At 67.6% G+C, this 25179-nt stretch carries 21 protein-coding genes; 14 read left to right on the plus strand and 7 right to left on the minus strand.

All coding sequences use genetic code 11. The features are described from left to right. Positions 1–43: 43 nt before the first annotated feature. Positions 44–892 carry an SAM-dependent methyltransferase gene (locus DMB37_RS23970; RefSeq protein WP_135234613.1) on the plus strand — a complete coding sequence of 283 codons (849 nt, stop codon included), beginning with the start codon at positions 44–46 and terminating at the stop codon, positions 890–892. Positions 893–1929: 1037 nt separating this feature from the next. On the opposite strand, the gene DMB37_RS40635 is transcribed toward DMB37_RS23970, so the two are convergent. Then, positions 1930–2178: a hypothetical protein gene (locus DMB37_RS40635; protein ID WP_167768915.1), complete on the minus strand. Its 249-nt coding sequence runs from the start codon at positions 2176–2178 to the stop codon at positions 1930–1932. On the opposite strand from DMB37_RS40635, the gene DMB37_RS40640 reads away from it, so the two are divergent. From DMB37_RS40640 to DMB37_RS23995, 5 genes are all read left to right on the plus strand, one after another. Then, the gene (locus DMB37_RS40640; protein ID WP_167768916.1) at positions 2168–2344 is read left to right on the plus strand and encodes a hypothetical protein; all 177 of its coding nucleotides are present in this window, start codon (positions 2168–2170) and stop codon (positions 2342–2344) included. The genes DMB37_RS40635 and DMB37_RS40640 overlap by 11 nt on opposite strands. A 476-nt stretch (positions 2345–2820) precedes the next feature. Then, positions 2821–3672, plus strand: coding sequence for an ABC transporter ATP-binding protein (locus tag DMB37_RS23980; protein WP_206055371.1), 852 nt, complete (start codon positions 2821–2823; stop codon positions 3670–3672). Beyond that, the gene (locus DMB37_RS23985) at positions 3669–4889 is read left to right on the plus strand and encodes an ABC transporter permease (protein ID WP_135234616.1); all 1221 of its coding nucleotides are present in this window, start codon (positions 3669–3671) and stop codon (positions 4887–4889) included. Before DMB37_RS23980 ends, DMB37_RS23985 begins: the two co-directional genes overlap by 4 nt. A gap of 105 nt (positions 4890–4994) precedes the next feature. Further along, the gene (locus DMB37_RS23990; RefSeq protein ID WP_135234617.1) at positions 4995–6458 is read left to right on the plus strand and encodes a S1 family peptidase; all 1464 of its coding nucleotides are present in this window, start codon (positions 4995–4997) and stop codon (positions 6456–6458) included. Between the two features lie 28 nt (positions 6459–6486). Continuing rightward, entirely contained in the window at positions 6487–7782 is a 1296-nt protein-coding gene (locus DMB37_RS23995) for a M18 family aminopeptidase (protein WP_135234618.1), read from the plus strand. On the opposite strand, the gene DMB37_RS24000 is transcribed toward DMB37_RS23995, so the two are convergent. Next, entirely contained in the window at positions 7734–9059 is a 1326-nt protein-coding gene (locus DMB37_RS24000) for a glycosyltransferase 87 family protein (protein WP_135234619.1), read from the minus strand. The two genes, DMB37_RS23995 and DMB37_RS24000, sit on opposite strands and share 49 nt — an antisense overlap. A 274-nt stretch (positions 9060–9333) precedes the next feature. On the opposite strand from DMB37_RS24000, the gene purL reads away from it, so the two are divergent. Beyond that, positions 9334–11628 carry a phosphoribosylformylglycinamidine synthase subunit PurL gene (gene purL, locus DMB37_RS24005; protein WP_135234620.1) on the plus strand — a complete coding sequence of 765 codons (2295 nt, stop codon included), beginning with the start codon at positions 9334–9336 and terminating at the stop codon, positions 11626–11628. A 110-nt stretch (positions 11629–11738) separates the two neighbouring features. Next, complete coding sequence (locus DMB37_RS24010) at positions 11739–13439, plus strand: alpha/beta-hydrolase family protein (protein ID WP_135234621.1); 1701 nt, start codon at positions 11739–11741, stop codon at positions 13437–13439. Between the two features lie 57 nt (positions 13440–13496). Here DMB37_RS24010 and DMB37_RS24015 read toward each other — a convergent pair whose 3' ends face one another. Then, entirely contained in the window at positions 13497–13787 is a 291-nt protein-coding gene (locus DMB37_RS24015) for a YiaA/YiaB family inner membrane protein (RefSeq protein ID WP_107653970.1), read from the minus strand. Positions 13788–14069: 282 nt separating this feature from the next. On the opposite strand from DMB37_RS24015, the gene DMB37_RS24020 reads away from it, so the two are divergent. From DMB37_RS24020 to DMB37_RS24030, 3 genes are all read left to right on the plus strand, one after another. Next, the gene (locus tag DMB37_RS24020) at positions 14070–15785 is read left to right on the plus strand and encodes an alpha/beta-hydrolase family protein (protein WP_135237794.1); all 1716 of its coding nucleotides are present in this window, start codon (positions 14070–14072) and stop codon (positions 15783–15785) included. A 32-nt stretch (positions 15786–15817) separates the two neighbouring features. Next, the gene (locus tag DMB37_RS24025) at positions 15818–16417 is read left to right on the plus strand and encodes a CPBP family intramembrane glutamic endopeptidase (protein ID WP_240772569.1); all 600 of its coding nucleotides are present in this window, start codon (positions 15818–15820) and stop codon (positions 16415–16417) included. A gap of 206 nt (positions 16418–16623) precedes the next feature. After that, positions 16624–18084 (plus strand): serine hydrolase, encoded by a 1461-nt coding sequence (locus DMB37_RS24030; RefSeq protein ID WP_135234623.1) that lies wholly within the window; start codon positions 16624–16626, stop codon positions 18082–18084. Between the two features lie 58 nt (positions 18085–18142). On the opposite strand, the gene DMB37_RS24035 is transcribed toward DMB37_RS24030, so the two are convergent. From DMB37_RS24035 to DMB37_RS24045, 3 genes are all read right to left on the minus strand, one after another. Further along, positions 18143–19303 (minus strand): FAD-dependent oxidoreductase, encoded by a 1161-nt coding sequence (locus DMB37_RS24035; RefSeq protein WP_135234624.1) that lies wholly within the window; start codon positions 19301–19303, stop codon positions 18143–18145. Then, complete coding sequence (locus DMB37_RS24040; protein ID WP_135234625.1) at positions 19300–19950, minus strand: TetR/AcrR family transcriptional regulator; 651 nt, start codon at positions 19948–19950, stop codon at positions 19300–19302. The genes DMB37_RS24035 and DMB37_RS24040 overlap by 4 nt, the downstream gene beginning before the upstream one ends. A 131-nt stretch (positions 19951–20081) precedes the next feature. Beyond that, on the minus strand, positions 20082–20615 hold the full coding sequence (locus tag DMB37_RS24045) for a hypothetical protein (protein WP_135234626.1): 534 nt from the start codon (positions 20613–20615) through the stop codon (positions 20082–20084). A 194-nt stretch (positions 20616–20809) separates the two neighbouring features. Between DMB37_RS24045 and DMB37_RS24050 the strand changes: the two genes are divergently transcribed. Next, positions 20810–21580: a phytanoyl-CoA dioxygenase family protein gene (locus DMB37_RS24050; protein WP_135234627.1), complete on the plus strand. Its 771-nt coding sequence runs from the start codon at positions 20810–20812 to the stop codon at positions 21578–21580. 10 nt (positions 21581–21590) lie between these two features. Then, complete coding sequence (locus tag DMB37_RS24055; protein ID WP_135234628.1) at positions 21591–21983, plus strand: sterol carrier family protein; 393 nt, start codon at positions 21591–21593, stop codon at positions 21981–21983. 83 nt (positions 21984–22066) lie between these two features. Here the strand turns inward: DMB37_RS24055 and DMB37_RS24060 are convergent, their stop codons facing one another. Beyond that, positions 22067–23335: a YhgE/Pip domain-containing protein gene (locus tag DMB37_RS24060; RefSeq protein WP_135237795.1), complete on the minus strand. Its 1269-nt coding sequence runs from the start codon at positions 23333–23335 to the stop codon at positions 22067–22069. 235 nt (positions 23336–23570) lie between these two features. Between DMB37_RS24060 and purF the strand changes: the two genes are divergently transcribed. After that, on the plus strand, positions 23571–25151 hold the full coding sequence (gene purF, locus DMB37_RS24065) for an amidophosphoribosyltransferase (RefSeq protein WP_135234629.1): 1581 nt from the start codon (positions 23571–23573) through the stop codon (positions 25149–25151). Positions 25152–25179 lie beyond the last annotated feature (28 nt).

Genomic DNA, 25179 nt, shown 5'->3' on the forward strand with positions numbered 1-25179 from the left:
CGCAGCTCGTGGACCGGCGGTATCGGCCGTATATCCTGCCTGCATGGTATCTACAGAGACCCTGATCAACGATGTTTCGGACACGGCGCGATGGGCAGCTGCATATCGGGCCATTGAATCTTCCCGAAAAGACGCACTAATCTGTGATCCATTCGCCGATCGCATGGCAGGAACCAGTGGCTACGAGATCATCCAGGCGGCGCCGAAGAAAGTGCGCAGCGGGCTGGGCGTCGTCGTGCGGACCAAAATTATCGATGACCTGATTCAGGATTCGCTGGCACATGGCTGCACCAGGGTGCTGAATCTCGCGGCGGGCCTCGACACGCGCCCGTACCGCCTCGACCTGCCCGCCGAACTGACCTGGATCGAAGCCGATCTGCCCCGACTGGTCACCGAGAAGACGCAATTGCTGGCCGACGAAACCCCCAAGTGCCGGTTGGAACGGCATCAGGTGGACCTTTCGGATGCGGCGACCCTGCGTTCGTTCCTGCAGTCCGCGGTGGTGGACCCGGCCAAGACCCTGGTCATCACCGAGGGTCTCATCCAGTACCTGGAGGACGAGCAGGTGAGCGAGCTGGCGAGCGCGCTGCGCGCCGCGAACATCCAGTGGTGGATCGTGGACGTCATGAATACGACGATGCAGAACGGCATGGAGAAGTCGTACGGAACCATGTTCGAGAACGCGCCGTTCCGATTCGCCTCCGACGATCCGATCGCCTACCTGGAAGAACGCGGCTGGAACGCAACGGATCTGGAATCGGTGTACACCCACGCGCGTCGGGCCGGTCGTCTTCCGCTGAAGATGCGTCTGCTTTCTTCACTGCTGGAATCGGACCCGCGCAATACCGGCGGGCGGCCGTGGGCCGGTGTACTGCGCATGTCTCCCGCATGAGGTAGCAGCGGGGCACCTGGAAACAACAAAATGCGGGGCCGAGCGTCTGCAGTCGCTCGGCCCCGCATTTAGGTTTAGCTCAGAGATGGTTTAGAGCAGGCCCAGCGCAGACACGGCGATCGCGACGACGCCGGCGAGGCCCAGGCCCAGGGGAACGGTCACGGACAGCAGCATGAGTGTGCTCCTTCTCGGTTCAGGTGAGCGGTCGACCCAGTGATTCTCGATGCGGTTCGACAAGGCTCGGGAATTAGAGTGGATCTAGCTTTTCTGGATCCACTGTGCTCGATAGGCCGAGATTCTCAGATCAAGCCCAGAGCGGCGACCACCAGGCCGACGGCAGCAGCGACACCGAGGCCGAGCGGGACGGTAACAGACAACAGCATGAGTAACTCCTTAAGACTCGGGAATTAAAGTGGATCTAGCTTTTCTGGATCCACTGTGCTCGATAGGCCGAGATTCTCAGATCAAGCCCAGAGCGGCGACCACCAGGCCGACAGCAGCAGCGACACCGAGGCCCAGCGGGACGGTAACAGACAACAGCATGAGTAACTCCTTCATTGGCAGATGAGTGTGGGTCTGACGCGCGAGATTCTGGTTCCGACTCGAACAGATCTCGAAAATTGGGAGCAGGACCGAGGCTTCCCTCTGGAAGCACCCGGCCCCGCCTTCTCAATTAGCTGCTTTTGCTCAGAGCAGCCCGAGAGCGGCCACAACCAGGCCGAGAGCAGCAGCGACACCGAGACCGAGCGGGACGGTAACAGACAACAGCACGAGTTACTCCTTCGTTGGACGGTTTATTGGGGTGTAGCAGAAGAGATCATGCCAAGTGTGGCGTTGTTAATGCTGAACTGCCCCGGCGTGTCGGAAAGTTCGCGCCGACCTATCTACCTGGACCAATGGCCTATAGCAGCTTTTTTCGCGCTGTGTGTCCGAATGAATAATCCGAACAAAAGGTCTGAAATATTCGCGCTCGAGCGGCGTTCGGTCTGCGGAAGTGGTCGTCGATCCGACCCGGGGTCAGCTGTCGGCGCTATGCCTCAGTACCGGTCGCAGGAGGCCGTGACTTTGCGGATTGCCGCACGCGCGTCGGCGTTGGCATCGGCGCTCGCATCGGTTGTCGTGGTGTTGTTCGCGTGCATTGCCGTCATCTGGCCGAAGCTCTTGTTGAACATCTCGAATGCCGCTTGGCGCTGGGAAACCGGCTGCGAGAGTGTGGTTTGCAGAACGGCCTTCTGGATCGGGTCCGCATCGAACTTGGCCGCGACAGCGGGTTCCATGTCGCGCATAGCCGCATCGAACTGGCTGAACGAGCATTTCGTCGTCATCAGGGGCGCCAAGTCGGTGGCCAGATCGGCGGACGCCGCTCCTGATCCGAACAATGCAGTGGCGGCGGAGAATCCGCTGAAGGCAAGTGCGGCGATCGTGTATCGGGCTTTGCGCATCGTCATGTAGTCACCCTTCGTAGAGTTCATCTGACTGTCGGGTCGGTGACCCGGCGGTGATGGTACTCAACAAAGTCGGTGGTACGAGCGGGCAACGCGCGCATCGCGCCCGAAAGTTCTTGCGCCATGCGCGAACCGAAGGCGTCACCGTGACGAAAGAATGGTAGATCGGGGAAACGGCCGATTGTCGTATCCATGGACCGACCGGGCGTGGTCATAATTAATCGGAAGAGCGTGCGGTATAAGCGGATGTGCTGTGCCGTCACGAGAAAACCGGCCTATTCGGTGTGTTATGCGGCGGGGCAGGTTGTTTCCTGGCATGGTGGCGCCGTGCCGCTAGCGGCGTCCGCCTGCGGAACGGTGCGGCGAATCGAGCCGCCTCGTGGACGCGAAGTCGATCGTGCGACGAGTGGAAGGTGCGAATTCTACGTGTTGGAAATTTCGAGCTTGGTCAAGCGCTACGGAGACGTTGTCGCGTTGTCCGACATGACGTTCGACGTGCGGCCCGGTGAGTTGTTCGGGTTCGTCGGATCCAATGGTGCGGGCAAGACGACCACGATGCGGATCATCATGGGCGTGATGGCCGCCGACGCCGGTGAAGTCCGATGGAACGGCAGGCCGGTGGATCTGGCGACGCGGCGGCGCATCGGCTACATGCCGGAGGAGCGCGGGCTGTATCCGCGGATGAAGGTGGGCGCGCAGTTGCAGTACTTTGCTCGGCTGCACGGGCTTTCGGATTTCGAGGCGTCCACCGCCGCGCAGCTGTGGATGTTGCGCCTCGGGATCGAGCAGCGCGCCGAGGACGACGTGTTGAAGCTCAGTCTCGGCAATCAGCAGCGGGTGCAGTTGGCGACCGCGCTGGTGCACAATCCCGATGTTCTGGTGCTGGACGAGCCGTTCTCCGGGCTGGATCCCGTTGCGGTCGAGGTGATGAGCTCCGTCTTGCGCGAACGCAGCGCGGAGAAGGGCAGCCCGGTGCTGTTCTCCTCGCACCAGCTCGATCTGGTCGAGCGACTGTGTGACCGTGTCGGAATCGTCCGGAACGGGACCATGGTGGCCTGTGGGACGGTTGATGAATTGCGCGGTCGCGCACCGGCGTTGGTCGCGATCGATGCGCCGGGTCTGGACGACGACTGGATCACCCGAATGCCTGGGGTGTCGGTGAGCGGGCGCGAAGCGTCCCGATGGATCCTGCGCCTGGAGGACCACGTGGACGACCATCTGGTGCTGACCACCGCGCTGGCCGCCGGGCCGGTGCGCGAATTCGGCCGGGTGCAGCCCACTTTGACCGATTTGTTCCGGGATGCGACGGTCGACTCGGCTGAGGTGGCGGCATGAGTGAGCAGATGAATGACCCGAAGCTTTCTCCGACACAGGCGATTCGCATCGTCGCGGGCCGCGAGATCAACGTGCGGGTGCGCTCGAAAGCCTTCGTCGCGATCACCGCCATCCTCGTGCTCGCCGTCGCGGGCACGGTGCTGCTGTTCCACTTCATCGATCGGGGCACCACCGCCGCCGTGGAAAAGGTTGGCCTGACGGCGGATACGGCGCAGTTCCAGCCGTTGCTGGTCGCCGCGGGCGCGGCGGCCGGGCAGTCGATCGAGACCACCGTGGTCGACCGGACCGCCGGTGAAGAGCAGATCCGTGCGGACGATCTCGCGGCCTTGCTGGTCGGCGCCGGGGACGGGCAACTGCAGGTAGTGGTGAAATCGACGCTGCCGGACGGGCTGCGCACGGCGTTCGGTCTGGTGGCCAGGCAGGCCGCGCTGCATCAGGAAATCAGTTGGCTCGGCGGGGATCCGGCCACCGTCGAGAGCGCGATCGCCGCGGCGAAGATCGCCGTGCAGCCGCTGCAACCGGCCGACGATCATCGTGGCGCGCGCATCGGCATGGCGGCGGTGATCGGTGTGCTCACCTACGTGATGCTGCTGATCAGTATTCAGCTGACCGGGCAGGGAGTCGTCGAGGAGAAGGCCAATCGCATTGTCGAACTGCTCCTTGCGACGATCCGCCCGTGGGAGCTGTTGGCGGGCAAGGTGATCGGCATCGGCATCGTGACGATCATCCAGGTGGCGTTGATCGCCGCGGTCGGGATGGCCACCGCCTTCGCCACCGGGGTACTGGAGCTTTCGACGGCGATGGTCGGCAGCGTGGTCGGCTGGGCGGTGGTGTGGTACCTGCTCGGCTACTTCCTCTATGCCCTCGTCGTCGCGGCGGCCGCGTCGCTGGTGTCGCGGCAGGAGGATCTCGCCTCGGTGGCGGTTCCGGTGTCGGTGGTGTTGATCGCGGCGTATCTGATCGGGCAGTCCATCGTGCCCGCGGATCCGCACGGGACCTCCGCGACCGTGCTGTCGATGATCCCGCTGCTGTCGCCGGTGGTGATGCCCATGCGGGCGGCCTACGACGTCCCCGGCTGGCAGATGACCGGCGCGCTGGTGGCTATGGTGCTGACCATCGCGCTGGTGGCTCGGTTGGCAGGCCGGATCTACGGCAACGCCGTCCTGCTCACCGGCAGCCGGGTGTCGCTGCGCACCGCGCTCCGCGCGCACGCATAGTGAAACGGCAATGACACGCGACTGGACCGGATAGTCCGTTTTGTGACTGGTGTGACTAATAGCATCGGGCGACACCCACTGTCAGTTCTGGTAGGAGGCTCATCGATGTCGTTCGGTCCCCGTCTACGCGACAAGGCGCTAGGTCGCGGCACAGCACTACGTCGTTGCCGACAGGCGGCGCTGATGTGCTGTGTCGCCCTGGCCGCGGGATCGGCGGCCGTCCCTGTCTCGGCCGCCCCGCCGTCCGGGGCAATCTCCTTGCCGCCGAGCCTGATCGACGCGTTGGGACGCGACCTCGGCATCGACGCCGCGGAATACGCACGCCGGGTCGCGCTGACGAATCGATTGTCCGAGTACGCCAGGTCGGCCCGGATCGCCCATCCGGCCGCCTTCGCCGGCGTCCGGATGGACGGCGGTCGCCCGATCGTCTCGCTCACCGACGGGGTGAGTTCCCGGCACGCACGGGCGGCCGCCGAGGCGGCGGGATTCACCGTGGAAACGGTGTCCGCCAGCGAGGCGACCCTGCGGGAGCGGCGCGCCGCGTTCGAACGCTGGCTGGCCGCGCAGACCGGCGCGGTCGCCGAGTCGATCTTCGGGTACGGAATCGACATGGCGGACAACAGTTTCGCGGTGCGGGTCGCCAAGGACACGCAGCTACCCGTCGAGGCGGGCCCGGTGCGAACGATCGCCGCGACGATGCCGGAGGCCTGGCCGAACAACACCGTGGACGAGGTGCGGCCCATCGCGGCCGAGGGACCAGACGGCACCATCGTCGGCGGCCAGTCCTACGCCTTCGAGGTCGACGGCGAGGTCCATCGGTGCTCGTTCGGCTTCCACGCCACCGACGCGAAAGGTCGCGCGGTCAACATCACCGCGGGCCACTGCGATCCCAACAACCTTGTCGTGCAGGCGAAGCGCAAGCGCGAACCCCAGCGCGTCTTCACCGTGCGTGGCACGTCGGACAAGGAGTATGTGCCCGGCGAGAAGCCGAAGCTGGGTACCGAACTCGGCTACTTCGACGTGTCCAGCTTCAGCCCGTACGACTACGGGATCCTGCGGATCAACGAGGCGGCCGCGCCTCGGTTCCGGAACAACCTGGTCTCGGCGGGCGAGCTCTCGCCGCCGACCCAGTCGGTGGTGCCGCCCACGCTGGATACCGGCAGCAACACCAGCCAGGTGCCGGACTCGTCGATGCGCGAGAGCGGGGTCGTGCCCATCGACGGCACGGCGGATCCGATCGACGGCGCCGTGGTGTGCAAGGCCGGATTCCGGTCCGGCTACTCCTGCGGTGTGGTGCTCGCGTCCGGTCAGGTCGCCCGGCTGAAAGGCGTGCCGGGCCACAGTGACCCGGTCCAGTTCGAGGACATGTTCATCACGACCCTGTGTGGTCATCAGGGTGACAGCGGCGGACCGATCATGGCGGGTACCAAGGCGGTCGGCATCACCAGCTCCATCGTCACCACCGCCACCCTGTTCGACGGCACCTGCGGTCATCTCCCGGTGCTGCTCGGTCAGCCGCTGAGCACGGTGCTGCGCGACCATCCCGGCTTGAAAGTCCGCACCAGCTGATCCGGCGGCGCCCCCTAAGATCGCGAGCATGCCCGTTTCCACGACCGCCGCTTCGGCCACCGGATTGTGCGCGTTCATCGACGCGTCGCCCTCGCCCTTCCACGTCTGCGTCACGGTGGCCGACGAGCTGGACGCCAACGGCTTCACCCGGCTGGACGAGTCGGCGCCGTGGCCCGCAGACGGCTCGAGCAAGCATTACGTGGTGCGCGGCGGCTCGTTGATCGCTTGGGCGACGGCCGACGCCGCGGGGGTGACACCGTTCCGGGTGGTCGGCGCGCACACCGACAGCCCGAACCTGCGGGTAAAGCAGCACCCCGATCTGACGTCGGCGGGCTGGCAGCTGGTCGGCCTGGAACCCTACGGCGGCGCCTGGCTCAATTCCTGGCTGGATCGCGAGCTCGGCCTGTCCGGGCGGCTCAGCGTGCGCGACGGAAACACCGTGCGCGAGCAGCTGGTTCGCATCGACGAACCGATCCTGCGGGTGCCCCAGCTGGCCATCCATCTCTCCGACGACCGCAAGGGCGTCACGCTGGACCCGCAGCGGCACGTGAACGCGGTGTGGGGTGTCGGCCGCGAACCACGCTCCTTCCTGGCGTTCGTCGCGGAGCAGGCCGAGCTCGACCCGGACGCGGTGCTCGGCTGGGAACTGATGACCCACGACCTGACACCGAGCCGGCTCGTCGGCCGCGACCAGGACCTGGTCAGCGCGCCGCGGCTGGACAACCAGGGCACCTGTTACGCGGGCCTGCAGGCCTTCCTCGCCGCGGTCGCCGAGCCCGGCGCGGCCATTCCCGTGTTCGCCACCTTCGACCACGAGGAGGTCGGCAGCCAGTCCGATCGCGGCGCGCAGTCTGACCTGCTGCCGACGGTGCTGGAGCGGATCGTGCTGTCCCGCGGCGGCGATCGAGGCGAATTCTTCGCCGCCCTGGCCGGGTCGATCTGCGCCTCCGGCGACATGGCGCACGCGACGCACCCCAACTACCCGGAGCGGCACGAGCCCGCGCACCGCATCCAGGTGAACGGTGGGCCGGTGCTCAAGGTCAACCAGAACCTGCGCTACGCCACCGACGCGGCGGGTGCGGGCGCGTTCGCGCTGGCCTGCGAACAGGCGGGAGTTCCGTTGCAGCGCTACGTACATCGCGCCGATCTGCCGTGCGGATCGACCATCGGCCCGATGACGGCCGCGGGCACCGGCATGACGACGGTCGACGTCGGCGCGGCTCAGCTGGCCATGCATTCGGCGCGCGAAATAATGGGCGCCGCCGATGTTCCGGCCTACGCCGCGGCGCTGGCCGCCTTCCTGACACCCGCCGTCACGGGGTGATAGGTCGCCACCGCGACCACGAACACCGCGAGGGTGGCGAGCACATAGCTGCTGCCGATGAGCTGCTGCCACCAGGCCCAGCCGAGTTCCTTGTCCGCGGAGTGCGGCAGCAGCCACTGCGGTCCGATGAGGAACATGATGCTCATGGCGCCGACGGAGCCGAGGAACAGTGGGCTGCGCGTGTTCCAGGCGCCGCGCTCGCGCGCGGATCCGTCGCGCCTGCCGCGCGCGATCGCGTCCGCCGTCACTACCAGCGCGGGCGCGATCCACACCCAGTGGTGCGACCAGGAGACCGGCGAAACCAGCAGCACCACCGCGGCATTCACCATCAGCGCGGCCACTGTCGCACCCGTGTCGATCAGCCTGCGCATCCAGACGGCGGCCAGCGCGACCGCCACCAGTGACAGCGTGATCCACAGCATGGTGGCCACCGAGTCGGCGACGCCGAGCCGGAACACCATGCCCTTGATCGACTGGTTGCCCGCGAAATACGGCGGGCCGATCCGGCCGGTGTCGGCGAGCGTGTGGAACCAGTACTCGGCCGAATCACTCGGGAACAGCAGGAAACCCAGCCCCACCGCGCCGATCGCGGAGACGACCAGCGTGCCCGCCGCCTTCCAGTCCTTGCGCAGCAGGAAGTACAGCAGGTATCCGCCGGGAATCAGCTTCACCGACACCGCGATGCCGATCAGCATGCCGCGCGGCCAGAACGGCTTGCGCACCAGGCAGTCCAGCGTGATCGCGGCCATCAGCACCAGGTTGATCTGGCCGAAGCCGAAGGTCTGGCGCAGCGGTTCGAACGTCTGCAGCAGGGCGACCGCGCCGATGACGATCGTCCATGCGGTGACCCGGGACAGCTCGGGCCGGATCCGCGCGAGCACCACCCGCAGCGTGACGGCCAGGCTCGCCAGCGAGGTCACCAGGACGAGCACCTCGGCCACCGGCAGCGGAATCAGCGCCAGCGGTGCGAAGAACAGCGCGGCCAGCGGGGGATAGGTGAACGGCAAGCCGATACCGGCGACCGGCGGCATCGGCCCGTACAGTTCGCCGTCGTCGAGCCAGACCCGGGCACCGTTGCGGTACACCTGTAGATCGATGTAGCCGGACCACCAGTGCGCCAGTAGCGACAGCGCCGCGGACGCGGCGAACAGGCCGACCGCGATCAGCAGCCAGCGCAGCTGCGCACGCGACAACGGGACGCGCGCCGTCGAGGTGGCGTTCGGGTTCTTCGAGGCAACCGGCTCAGCGGAATCCGCAACCCCCGATCGTTCGTTCACGGGGCCCAGCGTATCCGTGGCCGGTGTGTGACCCTCGTCGGCGCGCACGGTGGCCCCTGCGGCCTGTGACCCGGCGCACAAGATTCCGGCGAACCGGGCGTGGGGCCCATGCGGCCCGGTGCCCGTCAACGGTCACGGCTAAACTTCCAGGCGAATCCCCAGCTTCGCGCTCCCGGCCCGAAAGGACCCCTGACATGGTCGGGTCAGGCGCGGAGGAGGTAGCGCAGCGTAACCGCGCAGCGCGCCCGATCATGTCGAAAGGACGCTGCACCCCGTGACTTCGCAGGTCGACACCGTCAGCGCAGCCGCAGCAACTCCTGATGTGCCGCAACCCTATAAAGAGCTGGGTTTGAAGGACGACGAGTACGCGCGCATCAAGGAAATCCTCGGCCGTCGGCCGACCGACGCCGAACTGGCGATGTACTCGGTGATGTGGAGCGAGCACTGCTCCTACAAGTCGTCGAAGGTGCATCTGCGCTACTTCGGCGAGACCACCACCGAGCAGATGCGCGCGTCGATGCTCGCGGGCATCGGGGAGAACGCCGGCGTCGTCGACGTCGGCGACGGCTGGGCGGTCACCTTCAAGGTCGAGAGCCACAACCACCCGTCCTATGTCGAGCCGTATCAGGGCGCCGCGACCGGCGTCGGCGGCATCGTGCGCGACATCATGGCGATGGGCGCCCGCCCGATCGCGGTGATGGATCAGCTGCGCTTCGGCGCGGCGGACGCTGCCGATACCAGGCGCGTGGTCGACGGCGTGGTGCGCGGCGTCGGTGGTTACGGCAACTCGCTCGGCCTGCCCAACGTCGGCGGCGAGACCGTGTTCGACCCGTCCTACCAAGGCAATCCGCTGGTGAACGCGCTGTGCGCGGGCGTGATGCGGGTCGAGGACCTGCACCTGGCCTTCGCCTCCGGCACCGGTAACAAGATCATTCTGTTCGGCGCGCGCACCGGCCTCGACGGCATCGGCGGTGTCTCCGTGCTCGCCTCGGACACCTTCTCCGGCGACGAGTCGGGCACCGGCCGCAAGAAGTTGCCCAGCGTGCAGGTCGGCGATCCGTTCACCGAGAAGGTGCTCATCGAGTGCTGTCTCGAGCTGTACGCGGCCAAGCTGGTGGTCGGCATCCAGGACCTCGGCGGTGCCGGACTGTCCTGTGCCACTTCCGAACTGGCCGCCGCGGGCGACGGCGGCATGCGCATCGAGCTGGACCGGGTGCCGATGCGGGCCACCGGGATGACCCCCGCCGAGGTGCTCTCCAGCGAATCGCAGGAGCGCATGTGCGCGGTGGTCACCCCCGAGAACGTGGACGCGTTCATGGCGGTGTGCCGCAAGTGGGACACCCTGGCCACGGTGATCGGCGAGGTCACCGACGGTGACCGGCTGATCGTCACCTGGCACGGCGAGACCGTGGTCGACGTGCCGCCGCGCACCGTCGCGCACGAGGGCCCGGTCTACGAGCGCCCGGTGCGGCGCCCGGACGAGCAGGACGCGCTGATCGCCGACAGCACCGACAAGCTGACCCGCCCGAAGACCGGCGACGAACTGCGCGCGACGCTGCTGCAGATGCTGGCCAGCCCGCAGCTGTGCAGCCGCAAGTGGATCACCGAGCAGTACGACCGGTACGTGCGCGGCAACACCGTGCTCGCCGAGCACGCCGACGCCGGTGTCATCCGGATCGATGAGCAGACCGGCCGCGGCATCGCGCTGGCCACCGACGCGTCCGGCCGCTACACCAAGCTGGACCCGTACACCGGCGCGCAGCTCGCGCTGGCCGAGGCCTACCGCAATGTCGCCACCACCGGCGCCACCCCGAAGGCCGTCACCAACTGCCTCAACTTCGGTTCGCCCGAGGATCCCGGCGTGATGTGGCAGTTCCAGCAGGCGGTCCGCGGTCTCGCGGACGGTTGTGTGGCGCTGGGCATTCCGGTCACCGGCGGCAACGTGAGCTTCTACAACCAGACCGGGCAGACCGCCATCCTGCCGACCCCGGTGGTCGGCGTGCTCGGCGTCATCGACGACGTGCACCGGCGCATCCCGACCGGGCTGGGCCTGGAGCCGGGAGAGACGCTGATCCTGCTCGGCGACACCCGCGACGAATTCGGCGGCTCCATCTGGTCTCAGGTCGTGCACGACCACCTCGGCGGCGTGCCGCCCACGGTCGACTTCGCCCGCGAGCAGTTGCTGGCCGAGGTGCTCACCGCGGGATCGCGCGATGGCATGATCAGTGCCGCACACGACCTTTCGGAGGGCGGGCTCATCCAGACCGTCGTCGAGGCCGCGCTGGCCGGCGAAACCGGTTGCCGCATCCTGCTTCCCGAAAACGCCGATCCGTTCGTGACGCTGTTCTCCGAGTCGGCGGGCCGCGTGCTCGTCGCGGTGCCGCGCTCGGAGGAGACCCGGTTCACCAAGATGTGCACCGCCCGCGAATTGCCGTGGGTGCGCATCGGCGTGGTCGATCAGGGTACGGACTCGGTTGAGGTGCAAGGACAGTTCACCGTCCCCATGGACGAGCTGCGGGCCGCGCACGAAGGCACGCTGCCGAAGTTGTTCGGGGCAAGCGCCATCTGATGCTCCCCCGCCTCTCCGCGTATTCAGGCCAGGCCTAGGTGCGGGGCCCGGAGCGTCGGCGTCCGGCGGTCGGGATCCGGCCGGGTCAGCTGGTACCCGGCGAGTTACCCATGTTCGTGCGAAATCAGTTGTCGTTTTCGCTGTTCGGGGTGGTCGTTGCCACGCTGTTCTTCTCGCTGTCGCTGACGCCGTCGCTGCTGCCGCGGGATTGGCTGTTCGAAGGGCTCATCGGCGGGGTCAACGCGGCCATCGGCTACGGCGTCGGGTGTCTGCTGGAGTGGGCTTACCGCAGGTGGATTCGGCCGCGGGTGCAGCTACCCGCTTCCGTGACAAAGGTAGTGGCCGACCTGCCCACCTGGTTGCCCAGTGCGATCAAGGTGGCCGTGCTGCTCGGCTGCGTGGTCGTCGCGATCGTGATGCTGGTGCAGTCGGCCCGGTGGCAGCGCGAGATCACCGCGCTGATGGGCATGGACGACATCACGACCACAGGCTTTCTGCGCACCGGCGCGCTGAGTGCTGCCGTAATCGCGCTCGTGATCGGGGTGTTCCGCGCAGTCCGGTGGCTGATCAGGTGGGTCGCGGGCGAATTGACCGCGCGGGTGCACATTCCGCGCCAGTTCGCGCTGCCGATCGGTGCCCTGATCGTCACCATCCTCGCCGTCACGCTGTTCAACGGCGTGCTGGCCAAAGCCTTTTTCGCGGCGGCCAATTCGGCGTTCAGCGTGCGCAACAGCCACACCTCGCCCAATGCCACCCAGCCGCAGCTGCCGGAACGGTCCGGCAGTCCGAGTTCGCTGGCCAAGTGGGAGACCCTCGGCTCGGAGGGCCGCTGGTTCGTCTCCTACGTGCCGAGCGCCGACGACATCGCCAGGGTCACCGGCAAACCCGCGCGCGAACCCATCCGGGTGTACACCGGCCTGGAATCGGCGGACGGGCCGGAGGCGCAGGCCGAGCTGGCCGCCGCCGAGCTGGAGCGCACCGGCGCCTTCGACCGCAAGGCGCTGGTTGTAGTGACCACGACGGGCACCGGCTGGGTCGACTCGACCAGCGCCGAATCCGTCGAGCTGATGTACGGCGGCGACACCGCGATCGTCGCCACCCAGTACTCGTACCTGCCCAGCGTGCTGTCGTTCCTCTCGGACAAGGAGAAGGCGACCCGGATGGGAAAGCTGGTGTTCGACAAGGTGTATGAGCACTGGTCGGCCCGTCCGGCGCAGGCGCGTCCGAAACTGCTCGTCTACGGCGAGAGCCTCGGCTCGCAGGGTTCGGAGGGCGCGTTCACCGGCCTGTCCGACCTGCGGACCAAATCCGACGGGGTGCTGTGGGTCGGGCCGCCCAACTCGAACCGGCTGTGGGGCGAGTTCGTGGCCCGCCGCGACCCCGGCTCACCCGAGGTGTTGCCGACCTACGCCGACGGTCTGGTGGTGCGGTTCGCCGACGGCCGCGGCGACCTGTGGCGGCCGTCGAGCACCTGGCTCACCCCGCGCATCGCCTACCTGCAACACGCCTCGGACCCGGTGGTCTGGTGGTCGCCGGATCTGCTGTTCACCGAACCGGATTGGCTGCGCGAACCGCGCGGCGCGGACGTGTCGCCGACCATGGCGTGGTATCCGATCGTCACCTTCTGGCAGGTGGCCGCGGATCTGCCGAACGCGCAGGGCGTCAACGATGGGCACGGGCATCGCTACGGCACGCTGGTGCTCGATGCCTGGGCCGCGCTCGCCGAGCCGCCGGACTGGTCGGCGGAGCTCTCGGATCGGATCCGAAACTACTTGGAAGCGTCGGCGGTTCGCGAACGCTCGCTGAAATAGGACGCGGACCTGGGCGGGCCGGGACCCCTCGTGCACAAGGCCCGCCCAGGTGCGTCGTCAGGTCACGGTGTTGAACGGATCGTGCTCTGCGAGCAGCTTTTCCAACCGTGCCTGATCGATGCGACCGTGAACGGTCGCGGCCTCGTGCTGGTCACGCACCACCTTCGCCAAGGTGAAGGTGCTGGTCACCAGGAACAGCAGCGACATCGCGAGGAAGCCGCGCTGCCACATGTCCAGTGGGAGATAACAGATTCCGATGCCCGCCCCGAGAAAGCTGACACCGAACGCGATCGCCGCTTGCGCGATGAAGGCCGAGGTGGTCTTCGACTGTGCGTTGGGAGTGCTCATAGCTACGAAGTCTGCCGACACGCGCACGCGCGCAACCGCGTACAACTACTCGAGCGGTCTGGGTAGTTGCCGATCGCGGTGGGTGACGCCGTGCCGGCGTCGCGTTGCGCGCCCGATCTTCGGAGTCGGACGACCAGGCCGCCCTGGTCGACGCCGCGTCGGCCTACCGTGTCAGAAATATCCGTGGGTCGCCCGCCATACTGTTGCGGTGATGATCGCAACGGACCCGCCCGCGCCCGAACTCGGCGCGCGCTGAGTCTCGTGCTCGTGCCCGCCTCCACCATGACGAAGCTGCGTGCGCGCGGCGTCGTCATCGTGCGGCGCGCGGAAGACATCATCGATCTGAACTATGTCGGGCTGGTCGTCGCGACGGTGTTCTTCGCCCTGTCGGTGACGCCGTCGCTGCTGCCGCGTGACTGGCTGTTCCAGGGGCTGATCAGCGGGATCAACGCAGCGCTCGGGTACGGCGTCGGCTGTGTGCTGGAGTGGCTGTTCCGCCTCTGGGTGCGGCCGCGGCTGACCAGGATTCCGCCGCCGCCGACCTGGGTCCGCTACGCGGTGAAGTCCGCGATCCTGTTCACCGCCGCGCTGAGTGCGGCGCTGATGCTGGTGCAGTCGGCGCGCTGGCAGCGCGAGATCACCGCGTTGATGGGCATGGAAGGCACCACGACGCCCGCCTACCTGCGCACGGGTCTGCTGAGTCTGGCGGTCGGTGTGGCGGTGGTCTCGGTGTATCGGACGGTGCGCGAGATCATCCGGTTCTTCGCCCGGCTGCTCAACCAGTGGGTGCGGGTGCCGCGCGAGCTCGCGCCCGCCGCCGGATTCCTCGTGCTCGTCCTGCTGGCCGTGACCATCTTCAACGGTGTGGCCTCGCGCGCGTTCTTCGCCGTGGCCAACTCCGCGTTCAGCGTGCGCAACGATCACACCTCGGCGAACGCGATCCAGCCGGTGCAGCCCGAACGCTCGGGCAGCCCCGCCTCGCTGGCGAAATGGGAGACCCTCGGGTACGAGGGGCGGTGGTTCGTCTCGCACGGGCCGACCGCGAGCAAGATCGGCGAGGTGACCGGCAAGCCGGCCCGCGAACCGATCCGCGCCTACGTGGGGCTGGAATCGGCCAAGGGAGACGAGGATCCGGCGGAACTGGCCGCCGCGGAGCTCGAGCGCACCGGCGCGTTCGATCGGAAGGTGCTCGTGGTGATGACGACCACCGGCACCGGCTGGGTGAACGCCATGGCGGCGGGCGCGATCGAGTACATGTACGGCGGGGACAGTGCGATCGTCGCCTCGCAGTATTCGTACCTGCCCAGCGTGCTGTCGTTCCTGGCGGACCGAGGCAAAGCGATGACCGCGGGCCGGGCCATGTTCGACGCGATCTACCGGCACTGGAGCGCGCGGCCACGGGAGCAGCGCCCCAAGCTGCTGGTGTACGGGGAGAGCCTGGGCTCGCAGGGCTCCGAGGCGGCCTTCGACGGGCTGGCCGATCTGCGGACGAAGGTGGACGGCGCGCTGTGGGTGGGCCCGCCGAACTCGAATCGACTATGGCAGCAGTTCGTTTCGCGGCGCGATCCAGGCTCGCGGGAGGTCCAGCCGGTGTACGCAGACGGGTTGGTGGTGCGATTCGCCTCCGACAGTGCCGATCTCGCGCGACCGTCCACCGAGTGGCGGCCACCGCGGATCGCCTATCTGCAGCACGCGTCGGATCCGATCGTCTGGTGGTCCACGGATCTGATCTTCTCCCAACCGGATTGGCTGTCCGAGCCGCGCGGCGCGGACGTATCCTCGCAGATGCGCTGGTGGCCGTTCGTCACCTTCTGGCAGGTCGCCGCCGACCTCACCAATGCGCAGGGCGTCACCGACGGGCATGGGCATCGCTACGGCAGCCTGGTGCTCGACGGGTGGGCGGCCATCGCCGCGCCGCCGGATTGGAACGCGGGCCTGTCCGACCGGATCAGGGCCGAGATCGAGGCCACCGAGGACTTCGAGCGGAAGATCAAGTGAGTAGAGTTCCGGAAACCGTTGTCGCCGTGGCAATGCCCCTGGCGTGGAGCAACTGGGTGCTGCCCGGGCTCGGGCTCGGTGTGCGCGGCCGGACCGCCGCCAATGCCGGGTTCGCTACCGCCTATGCCGTCGCCTTTCGCGGTGAGCCGAAGTGGTGGTCTGCGAAGGGCTTTCGGTACGGAGCGGTGTCCGCCGCGCTGGTCGCCGCCGGTTACGGGGTGGCACTGGCGATTCCATCGCTGCGGAAAGGGTTGCGCGAGTTCATCGATCGCGGGCCGGAGGTCGACGCCGCCGAATGGATCGTCGTGCATATCCCGATCGGCACCGTCTACGGCGAAGAGATGATCTTTCGAGCCACCTTGGAACCGTTGCTGGACAACGTCTTCGGTTCTCGTGTCGGATCGGTATTCGGTGCGTTGATCTTCGGACTCTGGCATGTGCACCCGGCCCGTGCCGCGGGTGACAGTGTCCCGGTCGCCGTGGCTGCCACGGCTGCGGGTGGTTTCGCGCTCGGCTGGTTGCGCCGCCGTACCGGAAGTATCACGGCACCGGCCATGCTGCACCTGGCCACCAATGCGGGTGGCGCTGTCGCGCCTCGCCTGGCCCGGCTGCTCGGAACTGCCGAAAAGTAGACCGGCTCAACGCCATTCGGGTGGCTGCGGGAAGTCGTTCGGCAGGCCGGCTCCTTCCACACCATGATGCGACTTCTGCATGGCCCCTCTTGCTGCTGGAACGGGCGAACATTATGCGCAGTTGCGCACAACGTTCCTTCATGCGTACAGTGTTCGCAACAGGAGAACGGCGTACACGCCGACTGGATTCAGAGCAGGAGAGCACAATGTCGAACACCGTGAGCTGGGGCGCCGAGGGTGACTGGAAGGCGCAGGGGGACTGGGGCAGCACCGATTCGACAGGGCGGGATTTCTCCGTTGCACGCTGGCAGCGGCGGCTCGACGAACTCCGGGCCACCCACCACGTGCCGGGTGCGGCGCTGGCGATCCTGGTCGACGGCAAGGTCTACGAACTCGCCAGTGGCGTCCTGCATCGCGGTACGGGGGTGCAGGTCACCCCCGACTCGGTGTTCCTCTGCGGCTCGGTCGCCAAGGTCTACACCGCCACGATGATCATGCGACTGGTCGACCAGGGCAAACTCGATCTCGACGCACCCGTCGTCGACGTGCTGCCCGAGTTCGCCACGCCGGACGCGGAAGCCACCGAGACCATCACCGTCCGGCAGTTGCTCAGCCACACCGGCGGCGTGACCAACGACTTCAACTACGACGGCGGCCGCGGTGACAACTGCCTCGCCGAATACGTCCGGGCCGCAAGGGAAGTGGCGCTCGACTGCAAGCCGGGTTCCGGGACGTCCTACGGCGGACTCGGTTTCGTGGTGCTCGGCCGGGTCATCGAGGTACTGACCGGCAAGACTTTCGACGAGGCCGTGCAGGACCTGCTCGCCACCCCACTGGGTCTCGACCATCTGATGACGCTGCCGGAGCAGGCACTGCGGTTCCGTGTCGCGATGAGCCACCTGGGCGAGCCGGGGCAATACCCGGATCCCGCGCCGCAGTGGGACATCATGCCGCGCTCGGTCGCTCCCGCGGCCCGGATCATCAGCTCCGCGGGCGACATGGTGCGGTTCGCCAGGATGCACCTCGAGGGTGGCCGCGCCGCCGACGGCACCGTGGTGATGTCGCCGGAAATCGTTGCGGCGATGCAGCAGCGGGAGGTCGACGTGCCGGACAAGTGGACCGTCAGCGCGGACGGCTGGGGCCTGGGCTGGACCCTGTACGACTGGGACGGCATCAAGGGCTTCGGTCACGACGGCGCCGCGATCGGCCAGTACGCCTACCTGCGAGCCATCCCCGAGGCGGGTGTCGCCGTCGCGCTGCTCACCAATGGTGGTGGCGCACGCCAGCTCTACGCCGCGCTGTTCCGGGAACTGCTCGCCGAGCTGGCCGGGGTGCGGATGCCGGCGGCCTTCGCGCCCGCGGATCCGCCGGTCCAGGTGGATATCGCACCGTTCGTCGGCACCTATCGCCGCGCGGGCGTCGTCGTCACGGTCAGCAAGCGCGACGACGGCTCGGCGCACATGCTGTACGAATTCGTGGACGAGATGAAGGACATGTCCCCGCCGCTGAGCATGGAGCTCACCCCGGTCGCCGAGACGGTGTTCGCCGCCTCCGGTGCGGGCCCGTCGTTCAGCGAGGACTACATGCCCGTCGTCTTCGCCACCCTCGCCGACGGCACCGAGGTCTGCTACGTCGGTATGCGTGCCACCCCGAAGCAATCCGTCTGATCGATCCGAAACCGAAGGGCCGGGCCATAACCCGGCCTTTTCGGCATGCCCCGAGTGGTCAAGCTCCGGTCTTCGTGGCCGATATCGCCGCTCGGTGGGCCGCTTGCAGCGCGCTGTTGATCGCGATTTCGCCACGCATCCCCGGGGCGGCGACTTGGTCGCCGATCAGGTAGACGTCGTTGCCGCGGTCGATGGCGGGCCGATCGCGCCAGGTCTGACCGGGGAGGTCGAGTGCGCCGGTGCGGCCCTTCGCGGCCCCGGTGCGGTGGAATGTGGTGCGGTCACGCCAACCGGGCAGGACGGTGTCGGCGAACTTGCCGAGCCGCAGTTGCGTGTCGCCGGGGGATTCGCCGGTACGGGTGGGCATTTGGAGTTGGAACAGCGATTCACCCGGCGGCGCGATGGTGTCGTCCTGCATGGTGTAGCTCTCGTGGAACCCGCCCTCGTCCAGATCGAACACCAGGGTCCGGTCGCCGCGCGACGCGGTGACGGCGATGTCGAGCAGTGCGCACTGACCGCTGGTCCACTGGAGGCTGTCGTCGCCGAGCAGCATTCTGGCGGAGCTCAATTCGGTGGCGACCAGCACCGGCCCGTCGGTCGGCAGCTGGTCGACCCGCGCGCCGGTCTCGATGGTGACACCGAGTTCCGTTGCGCGCTCGGCCATTCGGCCGATGACGCGTTGCCAGCCGCCGCGTACCCAGCGCACCGCGGGAACATTCGGCCCGAAGACGCGCTGGCACAGCTCCCATACGAAGGCCGCGGACAGACGGCCGGTGTCGGCGTCATAGGTCACCACGCTGATCGCGTTGGCCAGTTGCTCGGCGGTGACCTCGCCCCAGCGGGCCGAGGCCCAGCCGCGGAAGTCCTGATCGACCGGGGCCCGCAGCCTGCCACGTGCCTGGGCACGCAGCATCCCGATCGGCGGTAGCGCGCGCACCCGGCCGTCGACCCGGAAGCCCGCCCGCGCCCAGTCCCCGACGCGGGGCCAACCCAGATCGCTGACGAATCCATGGTCCTTCAGCCAGGTGTAGTGCGGGCCGTCGGCGTAGAAGACATGCGCGCCGTCGTGTGCGACATACGGTGGCGCGGTGGCCCGGCCGCGGCCGCCGAGGGTGTGGTGTGCCTCGTACAGGCGCACAGCCGCGCCCGCCTCGGCCAGTGCGATGGCCGCGGTCAGGCCGGCCAGTCCGCCGCCGATCACCGTGACGTGTGTTTTCATGCTGTTCCCTCTCCCTGTGTGCCTGCCCACCCCAGCCGGGCGACGACCATCTCGGCGATGGAGCGCAGATAGCGGTCCGGGTCGACCGCGGTGGGATGGTCGCCGCCGAAGGTGTCGCTGATGAGCCAGTAGTGCGCGACCGCGCCGACGAGCACCGCCGCTGCGGCCTCCCAATCCTGTTCCTGCCGTTGCGGACCCGTGAGTTCGACCAGTCCGCGCAGTACCGCCGAGACGAACACCAGGTACTCCTCGCGGCGGAACACCTCGAGCACGTCGGTCCCGATCGAATTGTCGCGCATCAGGATTCGGTTCACATCGCGGTCGTGCTCGAGCCTGGCCAGGCCGATCCGGAACAGCATGGTCAGCTTGTCGACCGTCGACCCCTGCGGCTCGAGCGTCTCCAGCCAGGCCAGCACGGAGAAATCCGGGTCGAGGAACGACGCCCATTCGCCCCGCTCGGTCAGCCGCGACCGCACCGCCTCGACCAGCAACTCGTCCTTGGACCGGAAATGCCGGTACATCGCCCCGGACCCACCCGAGAGTCCCGCGGCCCGCTCGATCTGCGTCACGGTGGTCCGGGCGAACCCCTGCTCCCCGAACAGCCGCAACGCCGCCGCCATGACCCGTTCCCGCGTCGAGTCAGCCATCCGCACTCCTGTAAGTAATTACTTACTTACGGTAGGAGCGAGCAGCGCGGCCGCGCAAGCCTTTTGCGCGATTCGCGCACTGCGGCGGGTCGTCTCGAAACCGGTGGATAGCGGCTCGGGCACCCAGAGTGCTACTCGGTCGGCATCTCGCCGCGTGCCGCCAAAGCGGCAAGAACGTGCGGGGCGGCGAGCTGCTGGAGTACAGCGAGTGGTCCCATGCCCTCGAAATGTGCTGCCGCCGCCGCGAAGTCGTCGTCGAGCGGTAGTCCCACCGCCTGTAGTTCCGCGGGGAGACGGCGGATGGCGTCGAGGATGGCCGGTGCAGGCAGCCATGCGTCGTCTCCGACCGGCTCCAAGGTGCCCGCCTGATACGCGGCGGCGAATGCTGCTCCGGTCCGCTGCACGTCGGGATGTTCGGATAGGCGCTCGAATCGCGCATCTTCGTCTTCGAGGTTCGCCCACTCCAGGGGATACCACGCGTCTTCCGGCGCAACGTCGGCTCGTTGCGCGGAGCCGAGCGCATGGACGCCGAAGTTCAGCGGGTCGTCCTCCTCGAACCAGCGGATCACGACGCGCACGAGCGCACCCGCGGGCGGATGCGCTCTGAGGTCTTCGGCGATAGCCCGAGCCAAGGCTGCGGCGAACTGGACTTCCTGCACAGTCACCGTCGCAGCGTATTCGCCACATGCGGCATTGCCGAGACATCGACGATAGGGAGCAGTGCAGCCGCGCAAGACTTTCCACGTTTCGCCTGGTCTCCGCGTGTGGTTCGGTCCGGTTGGGTGCCGCTGCGGCGGGGCGAAATTCGGTGGCGATACGTGCCCGCGCTCGGCCATCGTTGGGGCGACGAAAGGACCTCATGCTCGACGACACCCAGATCGAATCCTTCATCGCCGATGGCTTCGTCAAAGTGGAGCAGGCGTTTCCGAGTGAAGTGGCGGCTGCGGGCCGGGCGATTTTGTGGCGCGCGACCGGCTGCGACCCCGGCGATCGCTCGACCTGGACGCAACCGGTGATCCGGCTCGGCGACTTCGCCGACGAACCTTTCGCGCGCGCTGCCACCGCACCGGCCTTGACGGAGGCGTTCGATCAGCTCGTCGGCCGAGGCCGCTGGCTGCCGCGAAACAGCCTCGGCACCTTCCCGGTTCGCTTTCCGGTCGGCGGCCCGCCCGGCGACGACGGCTGGCATATCGACGTCAGTTTCCCCGGTGACGACCCCACCGACTACTTCACCTGGCGGGTGAATCTGTGGTCGCAAGGCCGCGCACTGCTGATGCTGTTCCTGTTCTCCGACATCGGCGTCGACGACGCGCCGACCCGCATCCGGGTCGGGTCGCACCGTCGGGTGCCCGCCCTGCTGGCACCGTTCGGAGCGGCGGGCGCGGAACTGGGGCAGATCCCGTACGTGCAGGCGACCGCCGACCTGCCCGAGGCGGTGGCCACCGGCCGGGCCGGCGACGTCTACCTCTGCCACCCCTTCCTGGTGCACGCCGCGCAACGACATCGGGGCACGTCGGCGCGTTTCCTGGCGCAGCCGCCGCTGCTGTCGCGCGGCCCCTGCGTACTGGATCGGCCGGACGGGGCGTACTCGCCGGTGGAGCGGGCCATCCGCCGCGGACTCGACCGGTAATCTCGGCTACGTGGCTCGACAATCGGTGAGTCCGGCCGAGCTGCGGTCGGCGGTGGATGCGGTGCGTGCGTGGCTGCGCGACGACTCGGTGGACGCGCCCGCGCGCACCGAACTCGCGGCGGCGGTCCGCACGACCGCGCGCACTTTGGCGGCTGCGGCTCCCGGGCATTCAGTGGAGGTGCGGGTCCCGCCGTTCGTCGCGGTGCAGTGCATCGAAGGTCCTCGGCACACCAGGGGCACGCCGCCGAATGTCGTCGAAACCGACCCGCGCACCTGGCTGCTGCTGGCGACCGGTCTGCTGGACTTCACCACCGCCCTCGACTCCGGAACCCTCACCGCCTCGGGCAGCCGCGCGACCGAAGTTGCCCGTTGGCTCCCCATCGCCCGCCCAGCCGAAGACTGACCCAGCACGCTTTCGCGGGATCCGCACCCGCTCTAAAGCCCGCAGCGAGTGCGGACCTGGCGAGCGAGTGCGGATCCCCCTGATCAGGCCGCGACGCGGTTGCTGCGGTGCAGGCCCTTGCGGTCGTAGAAGCGGGTGATGACGGCACCGAAGGCCAAGCCGATCGCGAGGCCCGCCACGGCCATCCAGACGCCACGGGCCAGGCCCGATTCGAAGTTGGCGTCGAAGTAGAGGATGGCGCGGATGCCGAGGAACACCTGGTGCATCGGTTCGAAGGAGGCCAGCCAGCCGAAGTACTGCGGCGTCGCCTCGATCGGCACGGTGCCGCCGGAGGAGGGCAGGCCCAGGATGATGAACAGGATCAGGTTCACCAGCAGGCCCGCCGAACCGATCGCGGCCAGCGTGGACAGGCCGGTGACGCCGACGGCGATCATGGCGAGCGCGCTGTAGAGGAACAGCGCCAGCGGATGATCGATCGGCATGTCCAGGATCTTGCCGACGATCAGGAAGACCGCCGAGACGATGTTCGCGGTCACGACCATCACGCCCCACTTGATCAACAAGGTGCGGAAACGGGAGATGGGCGTCGGCGGATAGTGCACGTACCACGGCCCGTACTCGGTCGGGATGAAGCCGAGCTGGGCGTCGATCATGGTGTGGATGACCATCGCGCCGACCACCCCGGCGAGCAGCAACAGCAATGCGTAGAAGAACGCGCTCAATCCTTGGCCGGTGCCGTCGGGCAGCGGATGGTACTGCTGGACAACCACTTTCACCGGATCGGCGAGCGCGACCCGCGCCGCGCCGGACAGCTCGGGCCCGGGCGGTGCATCGGCCTGCGGCTTCAGCTGCTCGGTCACCTGATCGGTGAGCTGCTTGCCGACCTGCTTGTTCACCTCGGTCAGCGCCTGGTTGCCCACCCGCAGCACGATCTGGGTGCCGAACGCGCCGGTGCGCGGGTTGGTCTGCAGGGTGATGATCGGGCGTTCCATGTCACCGGGAATCACGCTGCCGACACCGAGGATGCCGAGGCGCTTGCTGAAATCGCTCGGGATGACCAGCGCGCCGTAGACCTCGCCGGACTGCATCTGCCGCTCGGCCTCGCTGATGCTGATCACCCGCAGGTCGACCTTGTCGGCGGGCACGCCCTTCTCCAGCGCCTCGGTGATCTGGTTCCCGAAATTCACCTGCTGCTGACTGTCGGCTTTTTTGATGACATCGCCCACATCTTGATTCACCAGGGCGATGGGGAAATCGTGCAGATTCTTCTCCGGATCGACGACGTAATCCAGATACATGATGCCGAGCAACGCCGTCAGCAGCGTCAGCACGCCGATGGGAAACAGCACCAGCCGCGCCCATGGCCTGCGCTGCGGCGCGGTGCCCCCGGTGTTCGATCCCGCCCCGCTGCCTGAATCCGCGCTGTCGGTAGTCGTCACGGATCGCACCGTAACAGCTACCGTCGCCGGATTCCCCGGCCGCTGCGCCACGCCGGATTGCTACTGGTATGCGGTGGCGGTGATCGCGATCGAAGTTTCACCCGTAGAATGAAACGTGCCCCCAGCCCGCCCGAACAGGGAGCAAACGGTGACCAACGCCGAACTGCCGGTTGACGCTACTTCCGCCACCCCCGATCAGGACGAGAACGAGCCACGCGAAGAGTGTGGCGTGTTCGGAGTCTGGGCGCCGAGCGAGGACGTGGCGAAGCTCACGTACTACGGCTTGTACGCGCTGCAACACCGCGGGCAGGAGGCGGCGGGCATCGCGGTATCCGACGGTTCGCAGATCTTGGTCTTCAAGGATCTCGGCTTGGTCAGCCAGGTGTTCGACGAGCAGACGCTGGCCGCCATGCCGGGCCACATCGCCGTCGGGCACTGCCGCTACTCCACCACCGGCGGCGTGACCTGGGAAAATGCCCAGCCGATCTTCCGGACCACCTCGGTGGGTTCCGGACTTGCCTTGGGCCACAACGGCAATCTCGTCAACACCGCCGAATTGGCAGGCCGCGCAAGGGAACTGGGGCTCATCGGTGCGACGGTGGCCAACGGCCGCCCGCAGCCGATCGCCGCGACGTCGGACTCCGATGTGATCACCGCGCTGCTGGCGCACGCCTCCGCCGACTCCAGCATCGAGCAGGCGGCGATGGAGCTGCTGCCGACCTTGAAGGGCGCGTTCTGCCTGACCTTCATGGACGAGCACACGCTCTACGCCGCGCGGGACCCGCACGGCGTCCGCCCGCTGTGCCTGGGCAGGCTGGACCGTGGCTGGGTTGTTGCCAGCGAAACCGCAGCACTCGACATCGTCGGGGCAGCGTTCGTCCGGGAGATCGAGCCCGGCGAACTGCTGGCGATCGACGCCGACGGCGTGCGCTCGATGCGCTTCGCCAATCCCGAACCCAAGGGCTGCGTCTTCGAGTTCGTCTACCTGGCCAGGCCGGACAGCACCATCTCGGGCCGCTCGGTGCACGCCACCCGCGTCGAGATCGGGCGTCTGCTCGCCAAAGAGCATCCGGTCGACGCGGATCTGGTGATCCCGGTGCCCGAATCCGGCACCCCGGCCGCGGTCGGCTACGCCCAAGGTTCCGGCGTGCCCTATGGCCAAGGCCTGATGAAGAACGCTTACGTCGGGCGCACCTTCATCCAGCCGAGCCAGACCATCCGTCAGCTCGGCATCCGACTAAAGCTCAACCCGCTGCGCGAGGTCATCCGCGGCAAGCGGCTCATCGTGGTGGACGACTCGATCGTCCGCGGCAACACCCAGCGCGCGCTCATCCGCATGCTGCGCGAAGCAGGCGCGCTGGAGATCCATGTCCGGATCGCCTCGCCGCCGGTCAAGTGGCCGTGCTTCTACGGCATCGACTTCGCCTCGCCCGCCGAACTGATCGCCAACGGGTCGGGTGCCGAAGGCAGCTTCGACGAGATGGTGGAGGGCGTGCGCCGTTCCATCGGCGCCGACACCCTCGGCTACATCTCCACCGAGGGCATGATCGCCGCCACCGAGCAGCCCCGCTCGCGGCTGTGCTGCGCCTGCTTCGACGGCAACTATCCGATCGCCCTGCCCACCGAGGCGGCCATCGGTAAGAACGTGCTCGAAGGCATGCTCACCGGGCAACCGGAGGCGCTGCTGCTGGGCGAGAACGCGAATGCGAGTGCGCTGAGTCGTCCGTAGGTCTTGGGCGGCCCGGAAAAGTCCGGGC

It is taken from the genome of Nocardia sp. CS682, assembly GCF_004634405.1.
Classification (GTDB): Bacteria; Actinomycetota; Actinomycetes; order Mycobacteriales; family Mycobacteriaceae; genus Nocardia; species Nocardia ninae.

Excerpts from the sequence above, each read along its gene's own strand:
- DMB37_RS23970 (WP_135234613.1), top strand. The coding sequence starts at position 44 with ATGGTATCTACAGAGACCCTGATCAACGATGTTTCGGACACGGCGCGA.
- DMB37_RS40640 (WP_167768916.1), top strand. The coding sequence starts at position 2,168 with ATGTCGCGCATAGCCGCATCGAACTGGCTGAACGAGCATTTCGTCGTC.
- DMB37_RS40635 (WP_167768915.1), bottom strand. The coding sequence starts at position 2,178 with ATGCGCGACATGGAACCCGCTGTCGCGGCCAAGTTCGATGCGGACCCG.
- DMB37_RS23980 (WP_206055371.1), top strand. The coding sequence starts at position 2,821 with ATGACGTTCGACGTGCGGCCCGGTGAGTTGTTCGGGTTCGTCGGATCC.
- DMB37_RS23985 (WP_135234616.1), top strand. The coding sequence starts at position 3,669 with ATGAGTGAGCAGATGAATGACCCGAAGCTTTCTCCGACACAGGCGATT.
- DMB37_RS23990 (WP_135234617.1), top strand. The coding sequence starts at position 4,995 with ATGTCGTTCGGTCCCCGTCTACGCGACAAGGCGCTAGGTCGCGGCACA.
- DMB37_RS23995 (WP_135234618.1), top strand. The coding sequence starts at position 6,487 with ATGCCCGTTTCCACGACCGCCGCTTCGGCCACCGGATTGTGCGCGTTC.
- DMB37_RS24010 (WP_135234621.1), top strand. The coding sequence starts at position 11,739 with ATGTTCGTGCGAAATCAGTTGTCGTTTTCGCTGTTCGGGGTGGTCGTT.
- DMB37_RS24015 (WP_107653970.1), bottom strand. The coding sequence starts at position 13,787 with ATGAGCACTCCCAACGCACAGTCGAAGACCACCTCGGCCTTCATCGCG.
- DMB37_RS24020 (WP_135237794.1), top strand. The coding sequence starts at position 14,070 with ATGACGAAGCTGCGTGCGCGCGGCGTCGTCATCGTGCGGCGCGCGGAA.
- DMB37_RS24025 (WP_240772569.1), top strand. The coding sequence starts at position 15,818 with ATGCCCCTGGCGTGGAGCAACTGGGTGCTGCCCGGGCTCGGGCTCGGT.
- DMB37_RS24030 (WP_135234623.1), top strand. The coding sequence starts at position 16,624 with ATGTCGAACACCGTGAGCTGGGGCGCCGAGGGTGACTGGAAGGCGCAG.
- DMB37_RS24035 (WP_135234624.1), bottom strand. The coding sequence starts at position 19,303 with ATGAAAACACACGTCACGGTGATCGGCGGCGGACTGGCCGGCCTGACC.
- DMB37_RS24040 (WP_135234625.1), bottom strand. The coding sequence starts at position 19,950 with ATGGCTGACTCGACGCGGGAACGGGTCATGGCGGCGGCGTTGCGGCTG.
- DMB37_RS24050 (WP_135234627.1), top strand. The coding sequence starts at position 20,810 with ATGCTCGACGACACCCAGATCGAATCCTTCATCGCCGATGGCTTCGTC.